The following is a 20,169-nucleotide window of genomic DNA, read 5'->3' on the forward strand; positions in this document are numbered from 1 at the left end:
CCGCCGGCCGCGAGCGTGGCGGGCATGTCGGCCGAGGTGCGCTATGCTGCCGCCGTCGACTCCGGAATGGCCGGAACGGGCTGGTAGGAGATCGGGAGAGCATGGCCCCCATCAAAGTTACGCCGTCCGCCGCGTGGCTTTTTCGCGGGGAGGGGTTGCGCTCGGCTTCGGGCGGAGTATACTAGCCCGCAATACAAGTTCATATCCCAAATGCGTTGACGAGGATAGTAGGGGCGAACCCATCTGACAGAGAGCCGGCGGTGCTGCGAGCCGGCGGTGGGCGATCCGAATGCCACCTCCGAGCAGTTTGGCGTGAACGCCTCTCCGGTTGCCGGGCTTACCGCCGGGCCGGGGGAGCTAGTAGAGCTGAACCGGCGACACCGTTACCGTCTGCGATGCCCGCGCGCTTCTCGCAAGCGCAGTCGGCGCATTCCGTTCGTCTGGGTCCTGGTGCAGCTCTGCGCTGGGATTTTTTGTTGTGAGCGGAAGGAGCGAAAGAGCATGCAGCTTAGAAGCGACCAGGTGCGATGTGGCGTGGCACGCGCGCCTCACCGCAGCCTGCTCAAGGCAGACGGCATCACCGACGAGGAGATGAAGCGCCCCTTCATCGCCGTGTTCAACTCGCGCAACGACATCATCCCTGGGCACACCAACCTCGACAAGATCGCCGAGGCCGTGAAGGCCGGCATCTACCTGGCCGGCGGCGTGCCGTTCGAGATCTCCACCATCGGCGTGTGCGACGGCATCGCCATGAACCACGACGGCATGCACTACTCGCTCGTGTCGCGCGAGGCCATCGCCGACTCGCTCGAGTGCGCGGTGCAGGGCCACGCGTTCGACGGCATCGTGTGCATCCCGAACTGCGACAAGATCGTCCCCGGCATGATCCTCGGCGCCCTGCGCGTGAACATCCCCACGGTGTTCGTGTCGGGCGGGCCCATGCTCGCCGGCAAGCAGAAGGGGGGATGCGGCCCCACCACCGACCTCAACACGCTGTTCGACGGCGCGGCGGCCGTGACGAACGGCACCATGACCGAGGAGGAGCTCAGCTACTTCGAGAACACCGCCTGCCCCACGTGCGGCAGCTGCTCGGGCTTGTTCACGGCGAACTCGATGAACTGCCTGTGCGAGGCGCTCGGCATCGCGCTTCCCGGCAACGGCACCATCCCGGCGGTGTACTCCGAGCGCATCCGCCTCGCGAAGCATGCGGGCATGAAGATCATGGAGCTCGTCGAGAAGGACGTGAAGATCGGCGACATCGTGAGCGAGGCTGCCATCCGCAACGCCATGGAGTGCGACATGGCCTTCGGCGGCTCCACCAACACGGTGCTGCACCTCACGGCGATCGCGCAGGCGGCGGGGCACCCCATCACCATGGATGACTGGGACGCCGCGAGCGCCCGCACCCCGCACCTCGTGAAGCTGCAGCCCTCCGGCCCGCGCCCGCTCTCCGACCTCTACGAGGTCGGCGGCGTGCCCGTGGTCATGCACGAGCTGGCCGAGCTGGGGCTGCTCGACGAGAGCGCGCTCACCTGCATGGGCCCGCTGCCCGACTACCTGAGCGCCTGCTGCCCGCCGGCCGACGGCGAGGTGTGCCGCACGCACGACAACCCCTTCTCGGCGGTGGGCGCCCTGCGCGTGCTGCACGGCAACCTGGCGCCTGACGGCGCCATCGTGAAGAAGAGCGCGGTCGACCCGTCCATGATGAGGCACACCGGCCCCGCGCGCTGCTTCAACTCGGAGGAGGAGGCGTGCGCGGCCATCAACGCCGGCGCCATCAACGCCGGCGACGTGGTGGTCATCCGCTACGAGGGCCCCAAGGGCGGCCCGGGTATGCGCGAGATGCTCACGCCCACGAGCGCCATCTGCGGCATGGGGCTCTCCACGAGCGTCGCGCTCATCACCGACGGGCGCTTCTCCGGCGCCACGAAGGGCCCGGCCGTGGGGCACGTGAGCCCCGAGGCCGCAGCGGGCGGCCCCATCGCCCTCATCGAGGAGGGCGACTCGGTCACCGTCGACATCGAGGGCGGCGTCCTTCGACTCAACCTGCCCGACGAGGAGCTGGCGGCGCGGCGCGCGGCGTGGGCGGCGCCGGCGCCCAAGCACGACCACGGCGTGCTCGCGAAGTACGCCAAGCTCGTCTCTTCCGCAGACAAGGGGGCGTATGTCTCATGAGCGCAACGAACGAGAAGACCGAGGCGCGCCGCACGGCCGAGGCGCGCCGCACGGCCGCCAGCGTGGGCGCGCCGCGCGGGCTGGGCTCGCGCACGGCCAAGCAGGGCCGCGAGATGCTCGGCGCCGAGGCCGTCATCGCGTCGCTCGAGGCCGAGGGCGTCGACACCGTCTTCGGCTACCCGGGTGGGCAGGCCATCAAGATCTACGACGCGCTGTACGACTCCACGCAGATCAACCACGTGCTCGCGCGCCACGAGCAGGGCGCGGTGCACATGGCCGACGGCTACGCGCGCGCAACCGGCAAGCCCGGCGTGGTCATCGTGACGAGCGGCCCGGGCGCCACCAACACGGTCACGGGCATCGCCACGGCCTACATGGACTCGGTGCCGCTCGTGGTCATCACGGGCCAGGTGCCGCGCGCCGTCATCGGCACCGACTCCTTCCAGGAGTCCGACATCGTGGGCATCACCATGCCGGTGGTGAAGCACTCGTTTCTGCTCCAGTCGACCGACGAGCTCACGCGCACCTTCCGCGAGGCGTTCCACATCGCGGTGACGGGGCGCCCGGGGCCGGTGCTCATCGACATCCCGTCTGACCTGGCGGGCGCGTCCATGACGTTCGAATACCCCGACGAGGTGAACCTGCCCTCCTACAAGCCCACCTACCGCGGCAACGCCAAGCAGATCCGCGCGGCAGCCGAGCTCATCGAGGAATCCGACCAGCCCATCCTCTACGTGGGCGGCGGCGTGACCATCTCCGAGGCGTCCGCGGAGCTTGCCAGCCTCGCGGACCTCATGCAGATCCCCGTGGTCACCACGCTCATGGGCAAGGGCGCCTTCCCGGCGTCGCACCCGCTCAACTTGGGGCCGGTGGGCATGCACGGTGCGAAGTACTCCAACCTCGCCATGACAGAGAGCGACCTCATCATCGCGGCGGGCGCGCGCTTCTCCGACCGCGTCACGGGGCGCCTCTCCGAGTTCGCCCCGCATGCGAAGGTGATCCACATCGACATCGACCCGGCCGAGATCGGCAAGATCCGCGCATGCCAGGTTCCCATCGTGGGCGACCTCAAGGGCGTGCTCGCGGGGCTCGTCGACCAGCTGCGCAAGGACGGCGCCGAGGCGCACACCGAGGCGTGGCTTTCGCGCATCAACGCCTGGCGCGAGCGCTTCCCGTTCTACCATCCGGGCGTGGGCGACGGCGCCGACGAGATCATCCCCGAGCTCGTGCTCGAGAGCCTCTCGACGCAGCTTGACCCCGCGCGCTCCATCGTGGTGACCGAGGTGGGCCAGCACCAGATGTGGGCGCACCAGTTCATCGACCGCGAGCTGCCGCGCACCTTCCTCTCGAGCGGCGGCTTGGGCACCATGGGCTTCGGCTTCCCGGCGGCCGTCGGCGCCGCCATCGCGCGGCCCGACTGCAAGGTGGTGTGCATCGCCGGCGACGGGTCGTTCCAGATGAACTCGCAGGAGATGGCCACCGCCGCCATCAACGGCGTGCCCGTGAAGGTGCTCATCATGGACAACCGCTGCCTGGGCATGGTGCACCAGTGGCAGAAGCTCTTCTACGCGAAGCGCTACTCGCAGACGCTGCTCGAGGCCAACCCCGACTTCGTGAAGCTCGCCGACGCCTACGGCTGGCAGGGCGAGCGCGTGGAGGATCCCGCCGAGGTGAGCGCGGCCATCGCGCGGATGCTCGCGGCGCAGGGCCCCTACCTGCTCGACGTGGCCATCTCGCGCGAGCAGAACGTGTACCCGATGGTGGCCCCGGGCGCGGCGCTCGACAACATCATGGGCGCCATCGACGTGGCGGTCGGCGCGGTGCGCACCGACGTGCCGGCGGGCGCGCTCGACGACCTCGCGCAGGAGGTGCACACGGCGCCGTCGCCCTGCGCGCAGATCGACGCGCAGTTCGGCGGCCGCTGGGAGAGCGATCCCGACGACAAGGGCGCGCGCCTGGGCGAGGCGGCCGCGCTTGCGGGCGGGGCTGGCGGCACGTCCGCGGGCGGCTCCGCACCCGGCGCTGAGGCGGCCCCCGCACCCGCTGCAGCGCTTGCCCCCGCGTCCGCCGCAGCATCCGCCACCGCCCCCGCGTCCGCCGTGGAAGGAGGGAACTAATGAAGCACGTGCTTTCCGTCCTGGTCGAGAACAAGCCCGGCGTGCTCTCGCGCGTCACCGGCCTCATCTCGCGCCGCGGCTTCAACATCGAGTCGCTGTCGGTGGGACCCACCGAGGACGCCACCATGTCGCGCGTGACGGCCATCGTCAAGGCTGACGACGTGGCCTACGAGCAGATCACCAAGCAGCTGCACAAGCTCATCAGCGTGCACAAGATCACCGACCTCACCGACGAGGGCGCGATCGAGCGCGAGCTGGTGCTGTTCAAGGTGAACGCCGCGCCCGAGCGCCGCAACGAGATCATCGAGATCGCCAACATCTTCCGCGCGAAGATCGTCGACGTGGGGCGCAACTCGCTCACCATCGAGGCCACCGGCGACGAGGAGAAGCTCAAGGGCCTGGAGGACCTCTTCCGCGCCTACGGCATCAAGGAGATCGTGCGCACGGGCAAGATCGCCATGTCGCGCAACGCGAAGGAATAGCAACAACAGGCGCCCGCGCCTGCTTGCATAGCGAAGCACAACAGCTGACAGGAAAGGATCGAAGGAAACCATGGCTGTTACCATCTATTACGAAGAGGATTGCAACCCGCAGATCATCCAGGGCAAGAAGATCGCCATCATCGGCTACGGGTCCCAGGGCCACGCGCATGCGCTGAACCTGAAGGACTCGGGCTGCGACGTGCGCGTCGGCCTGCGCGCGGGCTCCAAGTCGGCCGCCGCGGCCGAGGAGGCGGGCCTCAAGGTGATGTCCATCGAGGACGCCGCCGAGGAAGCCGACCTCATCATGATCCTCGTGCCCGACGAGCTGCAGGCGAAGGTCTACACCGAGCAGATCGCGCCGCATCTGCATGACGGCGACACGCTCGCCTTCGCGCACGGCTTCAACATCCACTACGGCTACATCACCCCGCCTGAGACGGTGAACGTCATCATGTGCGCGCCGAAGGGCCCGGGCCACATCGTGCGCCGCCAGTACACCGAGGGCTCCGGCGTGCCTGACCTCGCGTGCGTGGCGCAGGACGCCACCGGCGACGCGTGGGACATCGCGATGTCGTACTGCTGGGGCGTGGGCGGTGCCCGCTCCGGTATCATCAAGGCCACCTTCGCGCAGGAGACCGAGGAGGACCTCTTCGGCGAGCAGGCCGTTTTGTGCGGCGGCCTGGTGGAGCTCGTGAAGGCCGGCTTCGAGACGCTCGTGGACGCGGGGTATCCGCCGGAGCTCGCGTACTTCGAGTGCTACCACGAGATGAAGATGATCGTCGACCTCATGTACGAGAGCGGCATCCACTTCATGAACTACTCGATCTCCAACACCGCCGAGTACGGCGAGTACTACGCGGGCCCGAAGGTCATCAACGAGCAGAGCCGCGAGGCCATGAAGCTCATCCTGGCGCGCATCCAGAACGGCGAGTTCGCGCGCGAGTTCGTGGCTGACTGCAACAACGACCACAAGTGGCTCATCGAGCAGCGCGAGGCCATCAACGACCACCTGATCGAGCAGACCGGCGAGAACATCCGCTCGATGTTCAGCTGGATCAAGAAGTAGGAGCGCTCTGCCTTGCCGATCAAGCGCCTGCCTGCTGCGCGTTGGCGTGCGAGTTGGGCAGGTGTGGAGATGATCTGGCGACGAGTAGAGGTTGAAGGATGGGCCGCCTGCGGGTGGCTCATCCTTGCGTAAGGAGAGGGACGATGTTGTTGAACTGCCTGTTCGTGGGCATGGGTGGGTTTGTGGGCGCGGTGTGCCGCTACCTGATGGGGCTTCTGCCCGTCGGGGGCGCCTCGGCGTCGGGGTTTCCGCTCGTCACGTTCGTGGTGAACGTGCTCGGCGCGCTCGCCATCGGCCTCATCGCGGCGACGTTCGCGAAGAACGTCAGCATGAACCCACAGCTGCTGCTGTTTCTGAAGGTGGGCGTCTGCGGCGGGTTCACCACGTTCTCCACGTTCAGCCTCGAGACGCTTCAACTCTTTGAGCAGGGGAACTGGGTGATGGCGGCGCTTTACGCAGGCGCAAGCGTCATCGCGTGCCTCGCCACCTGCGCCCTCGGTATGTGGCTCGCGAGGTAGTGGAGTCGAGCGCATCCCGGTGCCGCATTGGCGAGCCGAAGCGTAAAGGCTAGCTGCTTGGGTAGAACTGCGACATGATGCCGACGGCGACGAAGCCGACGGTTGCGACTACGAGGCAGAGAAGGAGCTCGCGCTTGGGAGAGCAGGCGCCGAGGCGCGGGAACCGCTCCTTGAGGCGGCGGCGGTCGAGCGCGAGGTAGAACGCGGGGCCGAGGAACAGGAAGAGCAGCGTGTAGTTGGAGGCCAGGCGAAGCCAAAGCGGCGCGAACTCGTCAATCTGCCCCGGTCGGGGGAGGAAGATCATCTCCGTCACCACGGCGAAGAAGATGCCGAATACGAGCAGGACCACGACGTTCCGCGCGGTTGCGAAGGCGCGGGAAGGGCGCTTTCGCACAGGCGCGACGTGCGCAGGCGAATTGTCGCGCGCAAACGTCTGCGCGGATACGTCAGTCCCTGCTTCTGCGGGTGCGTTTGCCGCGGATGCGTCTGCCTTCGCGCTCTCGCTCATATACGCGCGCGGGTCCTGCGCCGCAAGCGTGTCGTTTGGCAGCGCAATCGCCGCAGGTTCGCATGAGACAAGCCCCCTTTCGCGGAAAGCGTGCGCTTCGGACGCCCCCGCTGTTCCCGCCTCGGCCTTGACCAGCCCAATCGCCTGCTCGAAGGCACCTTGCAGCTCGGCGACGCTCGAGAAGCGCTGATCGGGGTCGAAGGCCGCCGCATGCGCGATCACGCGGCGAAGCGGCTCGGGGATGAGCGGCGAGGCGAAGTCGTGCCTGCGCGCTTGCGCGTCGGGCGTCTTCTCGGTGAGGCAGAAGTACAGCAGAAGACCGAGCGCGTACACGTCGCTGCGCGTGTCGGTCTGGCTGTAGCCGAACTGCTCAGGCGGGGCGTAGGCGCGCGTCCCGAAGTGCTTCGTGTCATCCTCGGCTTCGTCGTCATAGGTGCGCGCGATGCTGAGGTCGATGACCGTAAGGCTCTCGTCGGCGATGATGACGTTAGAGGGCTTGAGGTCGCGGTGGATGATCGGCGGGTCGAAGCTCTCGTGCAGCTCGCGCACGGCGCGGCAGAGCTGCGGAAACACGCGCGCTGCGAGCTCGGGCGAGGGATCGAGGCGGTACACGAGATCGGCGAGCGTCTCGCCGGGGACGTACTCCATGACGACGACGCGCTGCTCTCCCGCGCAGTAGCAGTCGAGAATGCGCGGGAGGTGAAGGAAGCGCCGCCCGGTTTGCTGCGCCGCCAAGAGCCGCTCATAGGCTAGGCCCAATCCCGCGTCGCAGTCGAAGCGCTTGCGGATGAAAGGCCCCATCTCCGCGCCGTTCGCCCCGGTGAAGAACACGCGCTGCGTGCATTCGAGCGCGCTTTCCTTCAGGACGGAGTCCACGCGGTAGTTGTCGTCGCGTGCGAGGGCGTTGAGATGTTCGGCGAGTTCGTCGGTCATGCTTTGACATGCTATCAGAGTTTGCTTGTTTGCGGGTTCGCGGAACGCATAGGCTCGCAGAGCGTGCGGCGCGCGAACTCACAGAGCGCGCGGGCTAGCAGATGGTCTCCTCGCCGAAGCGGTAGAGCTCCTCGTCGGCCTTCTGCAGGCTGTAGCCGTGTGTGAGGCAGAAGATGATGATGGCGTCGCGGCGGCGCTTGCAGTACAGCTCGTTCGCGCCAGCTGCCTGAAGGAGGCGGTTGGCCTCCTTCAGGGTGAGCTGCATGGCGAAGGCGAGCTGGAGGATCTTGTCGCGCGAGGCGCCGCGCTGCCCGACGAATATCTGGTAGCCGAACGTCTCGTTGAGGCTGGCGGCTCGTATCACGCCTGCGCGCGTGAGGCCGCGTTCGTCGAGCAGCTGGTTGAGGTAGGTCGGGAGATCGCGGCTCGTCAGGCGGTGTTTGCTCGTGAACGCGCGCGGGTCGGGAGCGCTCAGCAGCTCGTCGAGCAGCTCATCGGTCAAAGGCTCCTTCACGCGCTTCTTCTTCCTCTTCTTGGCCGGCTTTTTGACCATCATATCAAGAAAACGCGAGAACGCGCTCGCGCAGACTCTGGGTCTTTAGGCGACGGAGAAGGTTGCTTCGGCCAAGACGGTGTCGTCGAGGCTGATGAGCTCGGTGCATTCCACGGTCAGGTCCGATTGGTCGTCGAGTGCGTATGCTTGTTGGACGGTGATGGAGGCGCCGGGCTTAATCTCGCTCATCGTGCGAGAAGAGTCCAGGTCGCTTACGAGAGCTAGCTCAAGCTGCACGCCGTTCTGGAAGCATTGGTCGTGTATTGCCACCATGAAGCTCGTGGCCTCGTCGGAGTTGTTGGTGAACGTGTAGGTGACGACAGCCGCCGGATTGCCCTCGTAGTCAGTTGTGACGGCGCAGTCGTCAATGGTCACGGCGTACTTCGACTCAGCCGCCTTCTCTTCCTGAGCCGCCTGCCGAGGCTCACCCGACTGATCTGCGCTGCTCGTGCTCTCCGCAGAGGAAATGTTTGAAGCGCTTGGTTCAGAAAGGGCCCCGTCAATCGCTGCGCTGTAGAAGCTCTGGCTTGCTAAGACGATGATGGCGGCAACGATGTTGAGGATGATGCCGACGATGGCAATAGTCTTCCCATCGCTTTTCCCCTTGATGATCGAGACGAGCCCTATGACGGCGAACACGGCGCCGAGCAGCGCGATGAAGAACGAGATGTTGTTGATGATGGGGAGGAACGACGTCGCGAGGGCGACTGCTCCCAAGATGAGGCCGGTTATGGCGAGAGCTGATTTCTTCATAGGGCATCCTTACGGTCTGGCGTGCCGCTTCGTGACGGCGGCTGCGCTTTGCGGGTCGAAACATGATGCATATTAGAAGAATGCCCTGGTTAAAACATTAGCTGGGAGCTAAGTTTTTCCATGCCACCCTCTGGTAGAATGCGTACTTGATTTGTATTGCGTTGCGCATGCGGCGAAAGGGCGACGCTATGAAATACACCGACCTTGTTGAGAGCGGGGCGAAACAGACTGAGATCCAGGCGTTCCTCGCCGAGGGAGAAACGGTCCCGGTGACCATCCGCATCCCCAAGAATCTTCGAGATTCTGCTAAGGAAGTCGCCGCCCTGCGCGGCACCAGCTACAGCGCCTTCGTGCGTATGTGCATGATTCAAGAGCTCAGTCGAAAGGCCTAACAGTGAACCACTCCGAGATTTCCAGCTTCATCTGGGGAACCGCCGACCTCCTTCGTTCCAGCTTCAAGCAACATGAGTACGGCGCCATCATCCTGCCGTTTACGGTCATGCGCCGTTTGGATGTGGTGCTAGAGCCGACCAAGCGGGCGGTGCACGACGCAGCTGCAAAGCCCCTACCTGGAGCACTTCGAGACACGATGCTCAATCAGGCAGCTGGCGTCGACTTCTACAACACGAGCGAGTTCACCATGCGTGGACTTCTGACCGACGCCGACGGCATTCGCGAGAACCTGAGCAAGTACGTCACGTCCTTCTCACCCGAGATTGCAGACATGGGCGCTGGCGGCAATACTGGCCGACAGCACGGACATGTACGAGAAGTTCAACGAGAATCCCGACGCCTACATGAGCATCATGAACAACGACCTGCTGCCCATCGTATACAGGCGGTGCAACGCGGACGAAGGTTAGGCTAATTGCATGCAGTGCTTCAATGGGAATCTAACCGTCGACGTATTCAAGGCTTATCATGCGAGGATGCGTCAAGAGATAGCATCATTGTCAGCCGAAAAGATGGATAAGACCGACCGCGATGCCTGGGTTGACTATTACGTCTCACAATACGAGATAGATTGCCTAACTATCTATCTCGACGATATGCAGTTGGAACTCGACGAAAAGACGCTGCAGGAATACAACCATTGGTCCCGTATGGACCCCTACGAGCCTAAGTATTTCGATGTCGCAGGGTTCAGGGCAACGTGTACCGTGCCATATTCGGGCGACCCCGAGCTCTTCAAAGTGTCACCGATGACGCATACGCTGAGATCGTTTGAAGTAGAAAGGCTGGATAGGCCCAACGCGGATGGAATCGGCCATTTCGTCCTCGCTTACGAGATAACCCAACGTGAAGCGACTGCCGATGGCATCCGGAAGCACTTTCAGGAAGAGGTTGGCGCCTATGTAACCGCTGCTGAGCGCATCAGGATTGACGCCAAGCAGTTCAATGATTCTTTGAGGCGGCAAGTCGAGCAGGCGGTCGATAAACGGATTGCCCAGCTCGACAAATACGCCTCCATACGGCAAGGGCTTAATCTGCCGCTCCATCGAGTTAAAGACGTCCCAATGGCAAAGCCCGTGGCCCTCCCGAGGAAGAGGCTTGTTTTCAACATGCCACGGCCTTCTGATCGGGGGCCATCACACTGTATCGCTGACGCCGACTACGAGCACATTACCGAGATCATAGACGGCTGCTGCTCGATAATGGAGCAGGCGCCTGGCTCTTATGTGAGCTTCGGCGAGGAACAGCTTCGGGATCATATCCTTTCGGTGCTTAACACCCATTACGAGAACGCGACTGGTGAGACATTTCGCAAGAGGGGGAAGACCGACATCAACGTGCCGTTCGAGGATCACACAGCCTATATCGCAGAGTGCAAGATTTGGCACGGAAGAAAGGCGTTCCTCTCTGCAATCGATCAGCTCTTCTCCTATACCACCTGGAGGGATACTAAGGTTAGCGTCATCGTCTTCAACAAGGACATCAAGAATTTTGAAAACGTGCTTAACGCAATTCAGGGCGCACTTGACGAGGTGTCGATACAAGAAGGCCGTCCGAAGCATTCTCAGTGGTATTGCAAGATCCAGAACAAAGATGACGGGCGAATCATGCATGTCACAGTGCAGGTCTTTGACTTGCATGTCTAACGTTTGCTTTGAGAGGTCGCAACATGGCGAAGAAGCTGTACGAGGTCGAATACGACGACAACCTGCATATGGCAGACGCTGCCGATGATCCAGAATACAAACGTGGCCTTCTTTACGACGACGACGGAAACCTCAAGGCTCATGCAAAGATGCGTGAGGTAGACGAGGACGAACTTCGCGACAGATATGCAGAGCGCGAACAATACGACTACAGCTACGACTACGACGATTACGAGCGCAGAAAGGTTGAGCTGACCCCTGAACAACAGGAGCTCGCCCAATTGGCGGGTGAAGCTTTGGCGGCGATGCTCATAGCATTAATTGCTGCTGCCTCTCCGCATATTCAGCACTGGTGGGAGAAGACAGCGGTACCAGGCATCAAGGAGTTCTTTGGCGGAATAGGCGATTTCTTCAAGGGAATCGGAAGGAAGCCCAAAAGTAAGCAGGTAGAGCGCTCGAAAGCTCTCCAGCTTGTCGAGGCGAGCTTGCAAATCGACCCGAAGGCTATCTCAGAAGAGCTCGATACAGCCTATGAGGGATACCGAGAAAACATGAGCAGCGAGGAAGCACAAAAGGCACTTGTTGAGGTTGCAATACTCGCCTCGATGCTTGCCGAGCGGATTAAGAAGCTGTCGAATGCGAAAATTACTGGTGAAGGAATCGCTGGAGGCTACTTAGGCTGGCAAGAAACGGTCAATAGGCTGTCCTCTCGGGAACTGATTGACGATGTGAACAGAATCCTTGAAGGCGACGTAAGGCTATTCGATGCTGCACAGATAGCGAATTTAGAGCTGATACTTGGAAGAAGCCTCTATAAGAACGGGCAGTATGTCCCGATCGAATCTAATGAGTTTCGTGAAAGGCTGATGCCAGGGCTCGACGACGGTATGCAGGACGAAGGTTCTGACGACGAGGGCCCGCTGGTTGTAGCCTGATTGTTGATACACAGTCCAACTTGTGACACGTTGCGACAATGCCCGTACCGATAAAGGTGCGGGCATTGTTCGTCTCTGCCCGCCTTACGCAGAAAGGCAGGCAGGAAAGGTGAGCAGAATGGCAACCAGGAAGCCACGCAGGGTGCGCAGGGCCAGGAAACCCAAGAGCAACAACGGGAAGGCTCGCAGGGCCAGCAAGAAGTGACGGGCGGCTCAACCCCGACTTCAAGAAACAGATCGCAGAGCGCAACGCCCGTATTGCCGAGCTCGAAGGGCAGGTGGCCGAGGCGGCCAAGATCGCCGAGCTCAAGGCGCAGGGCGAGTCCAACCTCTCGACTTCAGGCTGCAGCTCACGGGCGTACGCAACGTCAAAGCCGCGCGTGCGCTCCTATCCGACCACGACAACGGCGTGGACAAGCTAAAGGCCGAGCCCCGGCTCTTCGATGCTGCGGGCAAGCATGCAAAGGGCGGTAGCGTCGGCAGCTCGGGCGCGACCGGGCTTCCAAACGCGGGCGCCGCAACAGATGAGGGCAAGGCACTCAAGCACTGGCGCGAGATCGCGGGGCTTTCCGACGACGATTCCAATGACGCAAAGAAGGAGGGCTAGGTCATGCCCAACAACATCGCATTCACAAGAAACTATACGTCCGTGATCGACGAGGTGTACCAGAGGGCGTCCGTGTCCGGCTGCCTGAACAGTGGACGGCGCATGGTGCGCGCGGGGCACAACACCGGCATGTTCTACGGCTGTGGCCGCAGGGCGGATCTGCGCGAACGCGAGGTACGTCGGGCTGGGGTTCGCGCCCTGGGACGGCGCGACGGGGCCGACGCACCGCGAGCATCTCGTGCGCGCCACCTTCGCGGCGGACATGACGTCCTATGAGCACCTGAACCTGAACTGCCCGTTCTGCAGCTGCGCGAACCTGGTGAGCGTGTCCGGGCTGGGCAACCTTTCGGGGGGGGGGGGGTGCGTTCGATGCGCTACGCGTTCAGCTCCTGCGCGGTGGCCGAGCTGGACTTCCGGGGCTTCGACCCCTCGCGCCCGACGGACCTGTTCTACTGCTTCTCGGGCTGCCTGTCGCTTGTGAGGATCTACGCCGACGCTTCGTGGGAGCTGCCTGCGAGTGGAATCAGCGGCATGCAGTGCTTCTACAACTGCAAGGCCCTGGCGGGCGGCGCTGGGACGGCCTATGCGAACTCGCGGACGGCGTACACGTATTTCCGCATCGATGCGGCGGGAACGTCGGGGTATTTGACGGCTATCCAATGACCGCTAGCAATGTAATCGTTGTATTATATTCATGGCGTTTTCGACCTCCTTTTTGCTGGCATACGTCAGCTTTGAATCCAACCAAAGGAGGAGAAGATGAAGTACAAGCCTACCGATGAGGTCGTACTAGCCGTCATCAATGCTGTCGTGGAGATTGCCACTGCGTACTTTAAGTACCGTGGTAGCAAAACGCTGCAGGGTTGACAGCACCGCCAAGGTGCGTGGGCCGCAAGCCCACGCACCTCCTCTTTACCATAACCGCACCTGTTCGCCACCTCTTTTTACGAAGTGCAACTTCGAGGGCATGCTCTCGCGACTCACCTCTATGACATCGGCTTTGTTGACGGTCTCGATAGACTCCCATTCGTGATTGCCACGATGATCATCAACTTTGACGAAGTACACCTTCGATGTAACTAGACCGTATTCGTCGTATTCAATCTCGGGCTGTTCGCAGAGTCTGATCGCCATTATAGGATCGTGGCCGCCAAACTCAATAACGAAATTATGTACGTGCATGGGGATGTAAGACAATTTCATATATAGGTCATTGTAAGGAACGTGCTTTATACCAAGCACCTCACGCTGCTTGTTTTGGCTACCGGGTATGATGTAGCCGCCAATTAGGAAGTATAAAAGAGCAATCGCGTCTTCCCTGATTTTATTAACCTCACAAGAGTCGGTGAAGTTATCTTTGTGGAAGTAGCCGTTCCTGTCCTTTTTCGCAAAAGCTCTAAGTTTTAGAAGGACATAATGTCTTCCGTTATCGCTAATTCTCCAGGCGTTTTTATTATCGTGAAGCAAGTTTGCCAGTGAAGCCAGTGTTGTGTCAAACAGCTTTTTATTCTCGGGGATGAATTGCACGTGCGGTGTCTCACTTGTCCAATCAAATGGCGTGCGCGTTTGATGGCGCTTTTTATCCTTCGTGTTATGAGTGTGAATGAACAGGTTTTCTGCGCCCTCTGTCTCCAACGTAGCGAGCATAAGGTCGTTTGCCAATTGCTCAACAGCCTTAAGATATCCGCAAACAATCGCCGTGTAGTCAAATTCTCCGCCTTGGCGAAAAGCCTTTCGGAGATATTCAGACGTGGTAAAGCACCTAGCAAATCCCTTAGTACCGCTTAGGCTTCGTCCCAAACCTTCGTTGAAGAATGCCCTATCAAGAGCTATGTGATCCTCGCTAGATAGATGGTATACCGTATCAGCAGTGTCCATGGCTGCCAAATCATTTGGAAGACCCTCAATGACCTGACGGACATCTTTGGCCAGCTCTGCCCTGAAAGGCGCTAGCCGAGGCATGGACAGTTGCGATATCGCCTGGAAACCAATGATGTCTTCCGCCTTATCCACTGCTTTCCTTATACGACCGACGAATTCGACGTAAAGCTCACCAGAAAAGAACCCCTCAAAGAAACCAGCCGAAGAAATGCGTGTTATGCCTTCATCGTTCCCGATGCAAAGCTCAACATCTGATTGCTGCAGTGTTTCGGTGCTATCGCCTGACCAATCGATCGCAACTATCCTGTCAAGCTCCCACTTTTTCAATATGTCGGCAATGTCGTCAGACGTGAGCGTGTCTGGAGTAGTGTACCGATAGCCAACGGTCTCACTATTCGCTGTAATGACAAACTCGATAGGATTCACTCTCTCGTACGAAATGTTGTTTGACCAGGCGATTATTGATCTTTCTGGCCAGCTAGCATCTATGCTATACAGCTCAAAGAGCGAAACCAAAATCGGATTAACGATGTTGTTGCGCACCGAGGACTCTAGCGATGATTTGAAGAACGCGTACTCAACCTCTTCCTGCGATGGTTGCATCAATGTTGCGAATCCACCCAGTTTTTTACGATAAGAGAGCTTTCCATTACTCCAGACTTGTCTGAATCCGCGCGTAGTGCGCAGGGCTTTCGCTATCTGACGGTCAATCAGCGCAATAGCCTCTTTTAGTTTGTCATCGCTGCTCATCGGGTGCCTTTCTTGCATCAATATCTGACTAACTACATTATGCCAGCAGTCAGTACGGCTCTAATAGGACACAGGCTAGCAAACACGGCGTGCGACAGTTGCTTGCATCCACTTTGTGACGCCATAAGACACTGCCTTCCGAGGACGGACAACGCGATCTCGGGAGGCAGCTCTTTATGGATTCAATCATCGTCGCCTGCATCACGGGGGTGGTGACCCTCGTCGGGGTGATCCTCTCCAATTCCAAGTCGAGGGCCGTCATGGAGGTCAAGCTGGACGCCCTGACGGCCAAGGTCGAGAAGCACAACCGAGTCCTGGAGCGCACCTACAAGCTGGAGCAGGACATGGCCGTCGCCAAGCACGACATCGAGGAGATCAAGGGGAAGGCGGCATGACATGGGCGAGTTCCTGACGAGCAACGATTGGCAATGGAGGCTCCTGCGCACGGTCGTACAGGGCGTTTTGGGCGTGGTGGTCGCCAACCTGGATTTGATTCTGGGCTGGTGCGTGATGGACCCGAGCGTTCGAGCGCTGGTCGTCGCCCTGGTGATGGCGGTGCTCTCGCCCGTGATGGCGGAGATCAGCGCGCACCTGCCCGAAGGTGAGGGCGCGGGGCGCGGATCCGGTGCGTAGGCGCAGGCCAAGCGGCACTTCTCAAGTTACTTCTCAAGGATTTCGGGCGCTGTGGCTGCGGTGCCCGCTGTACGAAAGGGGCTTCATTATGGCGATCTCGAGGGCGAACGTGGCGGCGCAGGTAATGGAGCACTTATGTTCCTGCTCGGAGCACGGCTACTCCCAGCCCGGCCGGCACGGCGCTTCGAGCCACTGCTCGGTTGCGACCGACGCGGGCGCGGTGAAGGTGAGGCGGGACGATCGCGACTGCTCTTCCGCGGTGTGCGAGGCGTGGGAGCTGGCGCTGGCGGGTTCCGCCTACGACGGGCTGATCACGCGCTACAACCGGACCGGCGGCATGCGGGAGATGTTCACAGGCTCAGGTCTGTTCTCCTGGCAGCCGATGTCGTTCAACGCTTCTCGTGGCGACGCCTACCTGAACGAGAGCACTCACACGGCCATGTGCGTGCGCTACGACGGGGTGACCGACCTCTTGGCCGAGTTCTCCGTCAGCGAGACCGGCGGCGTCGACGGTGCCCCTGGCGACCAGACCGGGCGCGAGAGCCGGGTGCGCGGCTACTACTCCGGGCGCTGGGACGGCATCCTGCACTACAACGGCAAGGCCGACGGGGGCGGTTCGCCTTCCTACCCTTCCCCTGATGGCATCGACGATCTGGCACGGCGTGTGATCGCCGGCGAGTTCGGGAACGGCGACGAGCGCAGGGCGGCTTTGGGTTCGCGCTACGGCGAGGTGCAGGCGGAGGTCAACCGCATCCTCTCCGGCGGGCCGTCCTCCAGCGGCCCCTCGGCCGACGTGGACGCGCTCGCGCGGCGCGTCATCGCGGGCGAGCTCGGCAACGGCGAGGCGTGCAAGGCCGCCTTGGGCGGCAACTACGCTGCGGTGCGGGCTCGCGTGAACGAGATCCTGGGAGCTGCCGGAACGACCAGAACTTCCGCTGACGTGGACGCCATGGTGCGCGCGGTCATCCGCGGCGAATACGGCGACGGGGACGAACGGAAGCGCAGGCTCGGCTCGTACTACCCAGTCGTGCAGCGGCGCGTGAACGAGATGCTGGCGTAGGGTCGCCGTCGGCGTCTTCGCAGTCGCAGATAGCGAAAACGGCCGGGCCGTCCGATTCGTTCGAGCGGCCCGGCCGTCTTTTTTCAGGGGAACCGCGCCCGCCTACCTCGCCACCTCGTCCGCGCAGTCGGGCGCCTTGCTCACCAGAAGCTCCTTCCACCACCCGGCCATGCTCGGATCGCGCTCGCAGAGCATGTCCAGCATGCGGACCCGCATCCGTGGGGGCATCGCTTCGAAGTCCTTTTTCATCGCGGCGTCGATTTTGGCGCTGGTCGCTTCCATATCGCCGCATATCCTCGCCTTCTCTTCTAAGCTGTAGGATTCCGGCGAGCCGAGACATACGCCCGCCTGGAAATATGCGAGCTCTTTTTCCTCGATGAGCTGAGCTCACGGGGCTTGTGCAGCCATAGCTCTTCTCCCTTCGGTCTCTCGGCCCCAACGGGAAGGTCTTCTTGATTTCGATTCTTGATCAGTCAAGAACTTCGTCAAGGACTATCCTCCCAGAGTCCGGATTGCTTACGGTTGATTATGGTGAGAAATGCGCTTTGAACTCGGTATTTACCATTACTTACAGATTCTTACTATCCCCAAGAAACTAGCTGCTAGGCTAAGAGTTTGGCGCCAGCCTGTCGTTGCCCTTGGGGCACGTCAACGGGGCTCGGGATAGGGGATTCCCGCCTTCTGGCGATATCTCGCTTTAGCGTGCTAAATTGGCGCTACAATACAGTAATTCTGCCGCGTCAGGCAGAAGGGGCGGCAACGCGCCGCTCGGGTTACTCCAGCAAGAAAGACAAAAGGAGCGCGCTAACAATGGGCAGGGTTTACAATTTCTCGGCGGGACCGGCGGTCCTGCCTGAAGAGGTGCTGAAGCAGGCGGCGGCGGAGATGCTCGACTACGACGGCTGCGGCATGTCGGTCATGGAGATGAGCCACCGCTCCAAGCCGTTCGCCCGGATCATCGAGACGGCCGAGGCAGACCTGCGCGAGCTCATGGGCGTCCCTGAGAACTACCACGTGCTCTTCCTCCAGGGCGGCGCCACGCAGCAGTTCGCGGCGATCCCGATGAACCTCATGCAGAACAAGAAGGCCGACTACATCTTGAGCGGCTCGTGGTCGAAGAAGGCGTTCAAGGAGGCGAAGCTCTACGGCGAGGCGCGCTGCGTGGCGAGCTCCGAGGACGGCAACTTCTCCTACGTGCCCGACGTCGACGGCCTTGAGTTCACGCCCGACGCCGACTACGTCTACATCTGCCAGAACGAGACCATCTACGGCACGCGCTACCCGAAGCTGCCGAACACGGGCAACATCCCGCTGGTGTCCGACGTGTCCTCGATGTTCCTCTCCGAGCCGGTGAACGTGGCTGACTACGGCCTGATCTACGGCGGCGTGCAGAAGAACGTCGGCCCCGCGGGCGTGGTCATCGTGATCGTGCGCGACGACCTGGTGCGCGAGGACGTGCTGCCGTTCACGCCGACCATCATGCGCTACAAGACGCAGGCTGACGCGAAGAGCCTGTCGAACACGCCCCCGGCGTACGGCATCTACATCTGCGGCCTCGTGTTCAAGTGGCTGAAGGAGATGGGCGGCCTCGAGGCGATGAAGGCGCGCAACGTCGAGAAGGCGGGCATTCTGTACGACTTCCTCGACCAGAGCAAGCTCTTCACGGCGACGGCGCGCAAGGAGGACCGCTCGCTCATGAACGTGCCGTTCATCACGGGCGACACCGACCTCGACGCGAAGTTCGTGGCCGAGGCGAAGGGCGCCGGCATCGAGTCCATCAAGGGCCACCGCTCCGTCGGCGGCATGCGCGCGAGCATCTACAACGCGATGCCGAAGGCCGGCGTCGAAGCGCTCGTCCAGTTCATGGACAAGTTCGAGCGCGAGAACGCGTAAGGGGGCCCAATCGCGCGACGGCGCGGGCAGCACATGCGACCGCCGCATGAGGGCGTGGATCGCACGTGCGGCGGCTGCATGAGGGTGCGGACCGCACGTAGCGCGTATATTGTCCTCAAGCGACTCTCGTCGAATGACCCCGGCTCTGACCGGGGTCATTCCTTTCGGGCCTCCCTGGCAGCGCTCAGCGCTCTAGCGCAGCTAACCGATGGCGGCATAGAACACAAGGCGTCACGTTGGAGGGATGCGGAAATAGTCCATCCATCGCCCAAAGCGATCTTGCGCGGCGAGGCAGGTGTCGGTGAGAAAGCCGCGCTCGTCATCCCATTCCGCCAGGCCGCGATAGTAGAACAGCTTCATGTCGTCGGTTATGACAAACGGGACAACGCCGTTGCCGAGGCACTCCTTCAGCATGATCAGCCTGCCGACGCGGCCGTTGCCGTCTTGGAAGGGGTGGATGCGCTCAAGCCTTACGTGAAAGTCGATGATCTGATCGAGCGAGTGGGGGACAAGCGGATCGTATTCCCTTATCAACGTCGTCATATGAGCGGAAACGTCCTCGGGAGCCGACGTCGGCCGACCGCCTACCTCGTTTGGGACCTGCTTGTATTCTCCCACCGAGAACCAGGGGCGGGAGCTGTCCGAGGTTCCTGCCTTCAAGGTTCGGTGCAGCTCCTTGATCAGATGCTCCGACAGGGGCTTTCGGGCGTTCCCGAGGCATAGGTCGATGCATCTGAAGTGGTTCACCGTCTCGATGATGTCGTTGACTGCGAGCACCCTTCCCTCGTCGCTGATCGATGAGGTCTCGAATATCAGGCGGGTTTGGTCGAGGGAGAGGCGGGAGCCTTCGATGTGATTCGAGTTGTAGGTGAACTCGACCTGCAGTTTGTGGTAGATGCCGCCGCGGATGCCGCTCTCCTTTTCCTTAAGAAGCCGCGCGAGGAGAGGATTGCCCGAAGAGGCGTTGCGGGCGTTAGGGCGCATGGGCTTCTCAGCGTCGGCGGGAATGCTCCACATCCTTCCCGTGCGGAAGGCCCCGGGGACGCGGCCCTGCGCGCAGTAGTTCCGGACGCTCCTTTCGGAGACGCCCCACAAGCGGGCGATCGCTGCTGCTGGGAGGAACTCCACGACACCTGCTTTCCATCGGCAAGAACACATAAGACCACTATAGCAAATCAGGCAGGTTTGTTGCCGTTATCGGCAATA

General features: G+C 61.7%; 21 protein-coding genes. 15 read left to right on the forward strand and 6 right to left on the reverse strand.

Annotated elements, in window-relative coordinates:
* Positions 1 to 501 precede the first annotated feature (501 nt).
* From ilvD to crcB, 5 genes are all read left to right on the forward strand, one after another.
* Positions 502 to 2,175 carry a dihydroxy-acid dehydratase gene (ilvD, locus tag G7Y49_RS08160; RefSeq protein ID WP_165172790.1) on the forward strand — a complete coding sequence of 558 codons (1,674 nt, stop codon included), beginning with the start codon at positions 502 to 504 and terminating at the stop codon, positions 2,173 to 2,175.
* Positions 2,172 to 4,292, forward strand: a complete 2,121-nt coding sequence (gene ilvB / locus G7Y49_RS08165; RefSeq protein ID WP_241157343.1) for a biosynthetic-type acetolactate synthase large subunit — start codon at positions 2,172 to 2,174, stop codon at positions 4,290 to 4,292. Before ilvD ends, ilvB begins: the two co-directional genes overlap by 4 nt.
* Entirely contained in the window at positions 4,292 to 4,774 is a 483-nt protein-coding gene (gene ilvN / locus G7Y49_RS08170; protein ID WP_165172800.1) for an acetolactate synthase small subunit, read from the forward strand. The genes ilvB and ilvN overlap by 1 nt, the downstream gene beginning before the upstream one ends.
* A gap of 70 nt (positions 4,775 to 4,844) precedes the next feature.
* Positions 4,845 to 5,840, forward strand: coding sequence for a ketol-acid reductoisomerase (gene ilvC, locus G7Y49_RS08175; RefSeq protein WP_165172802.1), 996 nt, complete (start codon positions 4,845 to 4,847; stop codon positions 5,838 to 5,840).
* Positions 5,841 to 5,983: 143 nt separating this feature from the next.
* Positions 5,984 to 6,358: a fluoride efflux transporter CrcB gene (gene crcB / locus G7Y49_RS08180; RefSeq protein ID WP_241157344.1), complete on the forward strand. Its 375-nt coding sequence runs from the start codon at positions 5,984 to 5,986 to the stop codon at positions 6,356 to 6,358.
* Between the two features lie 49 nt (positions 6,359 to 6,407).
* Here the strand turns inward: crcB and G7Y49_RS08185 are convergent, their stop codons facing one another.
* From G7Y49_RS08185 to G7Y49_RS08195, 3 genes are all read right to left on the reverse strand, one after another.
* Positions 6,408 to 7,799, reverse strand: a complete 1,392-nt coding sequence (locus G7Y49_RS08185; RefSeq protein WP_165172804.1) for a serine/threonine-protein kinase — start codon at positions 7,797 to 7,799, stop codon at positions 6,408 to 6,410.
* Positions 7,800 to 7,893: 94 nt separating this feature from the next.
* Positions 7,894 to 8,355: an XRE family transcriptional regulator gene (locus G7Y49_RS08190; protein ID WP_241157345.1), complete on the reverse strand. Its 462-nt coding sequence runs from the start codon at positions 8,353 to 8,355 to the stop codon at positions 7,894 to 7,896.
* 42 nt (positions 8,356 to 8,397) lie between these two features.
* A complete protein-coding gene (locus tag G7Y49_RS08195) occupies positions 8,398 to 9,105 on the reverse strand; it encodes a DUF5067 domain-containing protein (RefSeq protein WP_165172808.1) in 708 nt (235 codons plus the stop codon).
* A gap of 188 nt (positions 9,106 to 9,293) precedes the next feature.
* Between G7Y49_RS08195 and G7Y49_RS08200 the strand changes: the two genes are divergently transcribed.
* From G7Y49_RS08200 to G7Y49_RS08225, 6 genes are all read left to right on the forward strand, one after another.
* Entirely contained in the window at positions 9,294 to 9,497 is a 204-nt protein-coding gene (locus tag G7Y49_RS08200; protein WP_165172810.1) for a hypothetical protein, read from the forward strand.
* 2 nt (positions 9,498 to 9,499) lie between these two features.
* A complete protein-coding gene (locus G7Y49_RS08205; protein WP_165172812.1) occupies positions 9,500 to 9,973 on the forward strand; it encodes a type I restriction-modification system subunit M N-terminal domain-containing protein in 474 nt (157 codons plus the stop codon).
* A 97-nt stretch (positions 9,974 to 10,070) separates the two neighbouring features.
* Positions 10,071 to 11,204, forward strand: coding sequence for a hypothetical protein (locus tag G7Y49_RS08210; protein ID WP_206214602.1), 1,134 nt, complete (start codon positions 10,071 to 10,073; stop codon positions 11,202 to 11,204).
* 23 nt (positions 11,205 to 11,227) lie between these two features.
* Positions 11,228 to 12,139, forward strand: coding sequence for a hypothetical protein (locus tag G7Y49_RS08215; protein ID WP_165172816.1), 912 nt, complete (start codon positions 11,228 to 11,230; stop codon positions 12,137 to 12,139).
* 409 nt (positions 12,140 to 12,548) lie between these two features.
* On the forward strand, positions 12,549 to 12,746 hold the full coding sequence (locus G7Y49_RS08220) for a hypothetical protein (RefSeq protein ID WP_165172818.1): 198 nt from the start codon (positions 12,549 to 12,551) through the stop codon (positions 12,744 to 12,746).
* A 369-nt stretch (positions 12,747 to 13,115) separates the two neighbouring features.
* Complete coding sequence (locus G7Y49_RS08225; protein WP_165172819.1) at positions 13,116 to 13,409, forward strand: hypothetical protein; 294 nt, start codon at positions 13,116 to 13,118, stop codon at positions 13,407 to 13,409.
* A gap of 249 nt (positions 13,410 to 13,658) precedes the next feature.
* On the opposite strand, the gene G7Y49_RS08230 is transcribed toward G7Y49_RS08225, so the two are convergent.
* Positions 13,659 to 15,377, reverse strand: coding sequence for a hypothetical protein (locus G7Y49_RS08230; RefSeq protein WP_165172821.1), 1,719 nt, complete (start codon positions 15,375 to 15,377; stop codon positions 13,659 to 13,661).
* Between the two features lie 176 nt (positions 15,378 to 15,553).
* On the opposite strand from G7Y49_RS08230, the gene G7Y49_RS08235 reads away from it, so the two are divergent.
* The 3 genes from G7Y49_RS08235 (at position 15,554) to G7Y49_RS08245 (ending at position 17,070) form a co-directional block, all read left to right on the forward strand.
* Positions 15,554 to 15,772, forward strand: a complete 219-nt coding sequence (locus tag G7Y49_RS08235; RefSeq protein WP_165172823.1) for a hypothetical protein — start codon at positions 15,554 to 15,556, stop codon at positions 15,770 to 15,772.
* 1 nt (position 15,773) lies between these two features.
* Positions 15,774 to 16,010 (forward strand): alanine racemase, encoded by a 237-nt coding sequence (locus G7Y49_RS08240; protein ID WP_165172825.1) that lies wholly within the window; start codon positions 15,774 to 15,776, stop codon positions 16,008 to 16,010.
* Positions 16,011 to 16,098: 88 nt separating this feature from the next.
* On the forward strand, positions 16,099 to 17,070 hold the full coding sequence (locus G7Y49_RS08245) for a hypothetical protein (RefSeq protein WP_206214603.1): 972 nt from the start codon (positions 16,099 to 16,101) through the stop codon (positions 17,068 to 17,070).
* A gap of 102 nt (positions 17,071 to 17,172) precedes the next feature.
* On the opposite strand, the gene G7Y49_RS08250 is transcribed toward G7Y49_RS08245, so the two are convergent.
* The gene (locus G7Y49_RS08250; protein ID WP_165172827.1) at positions 17,173 to 17,352 is read right to left on the reverse strand and encodes a hypothetical protein; all 180 of its coding nucleotides are present in this window, start codon (positions 17,350 to 17,352) and stop codon (positions 17,173 to 17,175) included.
* A 528-nt stretch (positions 17,353 to 17,880) separates the two neighbouring features.
* Between G7Y49_RS08250 and serC the strand changes: the two genes are divergently transcribed.
* Positions 17,881 to 18,963: a 3-phosphoserine/phosphohydroxythreonine transaminase gene (serC, locus tag G7Y49_RS08255; RefSeq protein ID WP_165172829.1), complete on the forward strand. Its 1,083-nt coding sequence runs from the start codon at positions 17,881 to 17,883 to the stop codon at positions 18,961 to 18,963.
* Between the two features lie 231 nt (positions 18,964 to 19,194).
* Here the strand turns inward: serC and G7Y49_RS08260 are convergent, their stop codons facing one another.
* Positions 19,195 to 20,091: a Fic family protein gene (locus tag G7Y49_RS08260; protein ID WP_206214604.1), complete on the reverse strand. Its 897-nt coding sequence runs from the start codon at positions 20,089 to 20,091 to the stop codon at positions 19,195 to 19,197.
* Positions 20,092 to 20,169: the final 78 nt, after the last annotated feature.

Origin of the sequence: Adlercreutzia sp. ZJ242, assembly GCF_011038995.1 — a bacterium.
Classification (GTDB): domain Bacteria; phylum Actinomycetota; class Coriobacteriia; order Coriobacteriales; family Eggerthellaceae; genus CAAEEV01.

Coding starts and splice junctions, on each gene's coding strand:
- G7Y49_RS08200 (WP_165172810.1), top strand. CDS start 9,294: ATGAAATACACCGACCTTGTTGAGAGCGGGGCGAAACAGACTGAGATC.
- serC (WP_165172829.1), top strand. CDS start 17,881: ATGGGCAGGGTTTACAATTTCTCGGCGGGACCGGCGGTCCTGCCTGAA.
- G7Y49_RS08230 (WP_165172821.1), bottom strand. CDS start 15,377: ATGAGCAGCGATGACAAACTAAAAGAGGCTATTGCGCTGATTGACCGT.
- G7Y49_RS08210 (WP_206214602.1), top strand. CDS start 10,071: ATGGATAAGACCGACCGCGATGCCTGGGTTGACTATTACGTCTCACAA.
- G7Y49_RS08240 (WP_165172825.1), top strand. CDS start 15,774: ATGGGCGAGTTCCTGACGAGCAACGATTGGCAATGGAGGCTCCTGCGC.
- G7Y49_RS08190 (WP_241157345.1), bottom strand. CDS start 8,355: ATGATGGTCAAAAAGCCGGCCAAGAAGAGGAAGAAGAAGCGCGTGAAG.
- G7Y49_RS08235 (WP_165172823.1), top strand. CDS start 15,554: ATGGATTCAATCATCGTCGCCTGCATCACGGGGGTGGTGACCCTCGTC.
- ilvC (WP_165172802.1), top strand. CDS start 4,845: ATGGCTGTTACCATCTATTACGAAGAGGATTGCAACCCGCAGATCATC.
- G7Y49_RS08245 (WP_206214603.1), top strand. CDS start 16,099: ATGGCGATCTCGAGGGCGAACGTGGCGGCGCAGGTAATGGAGCACTTA.
- ilvD (WP_165172790.1), top strand. CDS start 502: ATGCAGCTTAGAAGCGACCAGGTGCGATGTGGCGTGGCACGCGCGCCT.
- ilvB (WP_241157343.1), top strand. CDS start 2,172: ATGAGCGCAACGAACGAGAAGACCGAGGCGCGCCGCACGGCCGAGGCG.
- G7Y49_RS08215 (WP_165172816.1), top strand. CDS start 11,228: ATGGCGAAGAAGCTGTACGAGGTCGAATACGACGACAACCTGCATATG.
- ilvN (WP_165172800.1), top strand. CDS start 4,292: ATGAAGCACGTGCTTTCCGTCCTGGTCGAGAACAAGCCCGGCGTGCTC.
- G7Y49_RS08250 (WP_165172827.1), bottom strand. CDS start 17,352: ATGGAAGCGACCAGCGCCAAAATCGACGCCGCGATGAAAAAGGACTTC.
- G7Y49_RS08225 (WP_165172819.1), top strand. CDS start 13,116: ATGCGCTACGCGTTCAGCTCCTGCGCGGTGGCCGAGCTGGACTTCCGG.
- G7Y49_RS08185 (WP_165172804.1), bottom strand. CDS start 7,799: ATGACCGACGAACTCGCCGAACATCTCAACGCCCTCGCACGCGACGAC.
- crcB (WP_241157344.1), top strand. CDS start 5,984: ATGTTGTTGAACTGCCTGTTCGTGGGCATGGGTGGGTTTGTGGGCGCG.
- G7Y49_RS08195 (WP_165172808.1), bottom strand. CDS start 9,105: ATGAAGAAATCAGCTCTCGCCATAACCGGCCTCATCTTGGGAGCAGTC.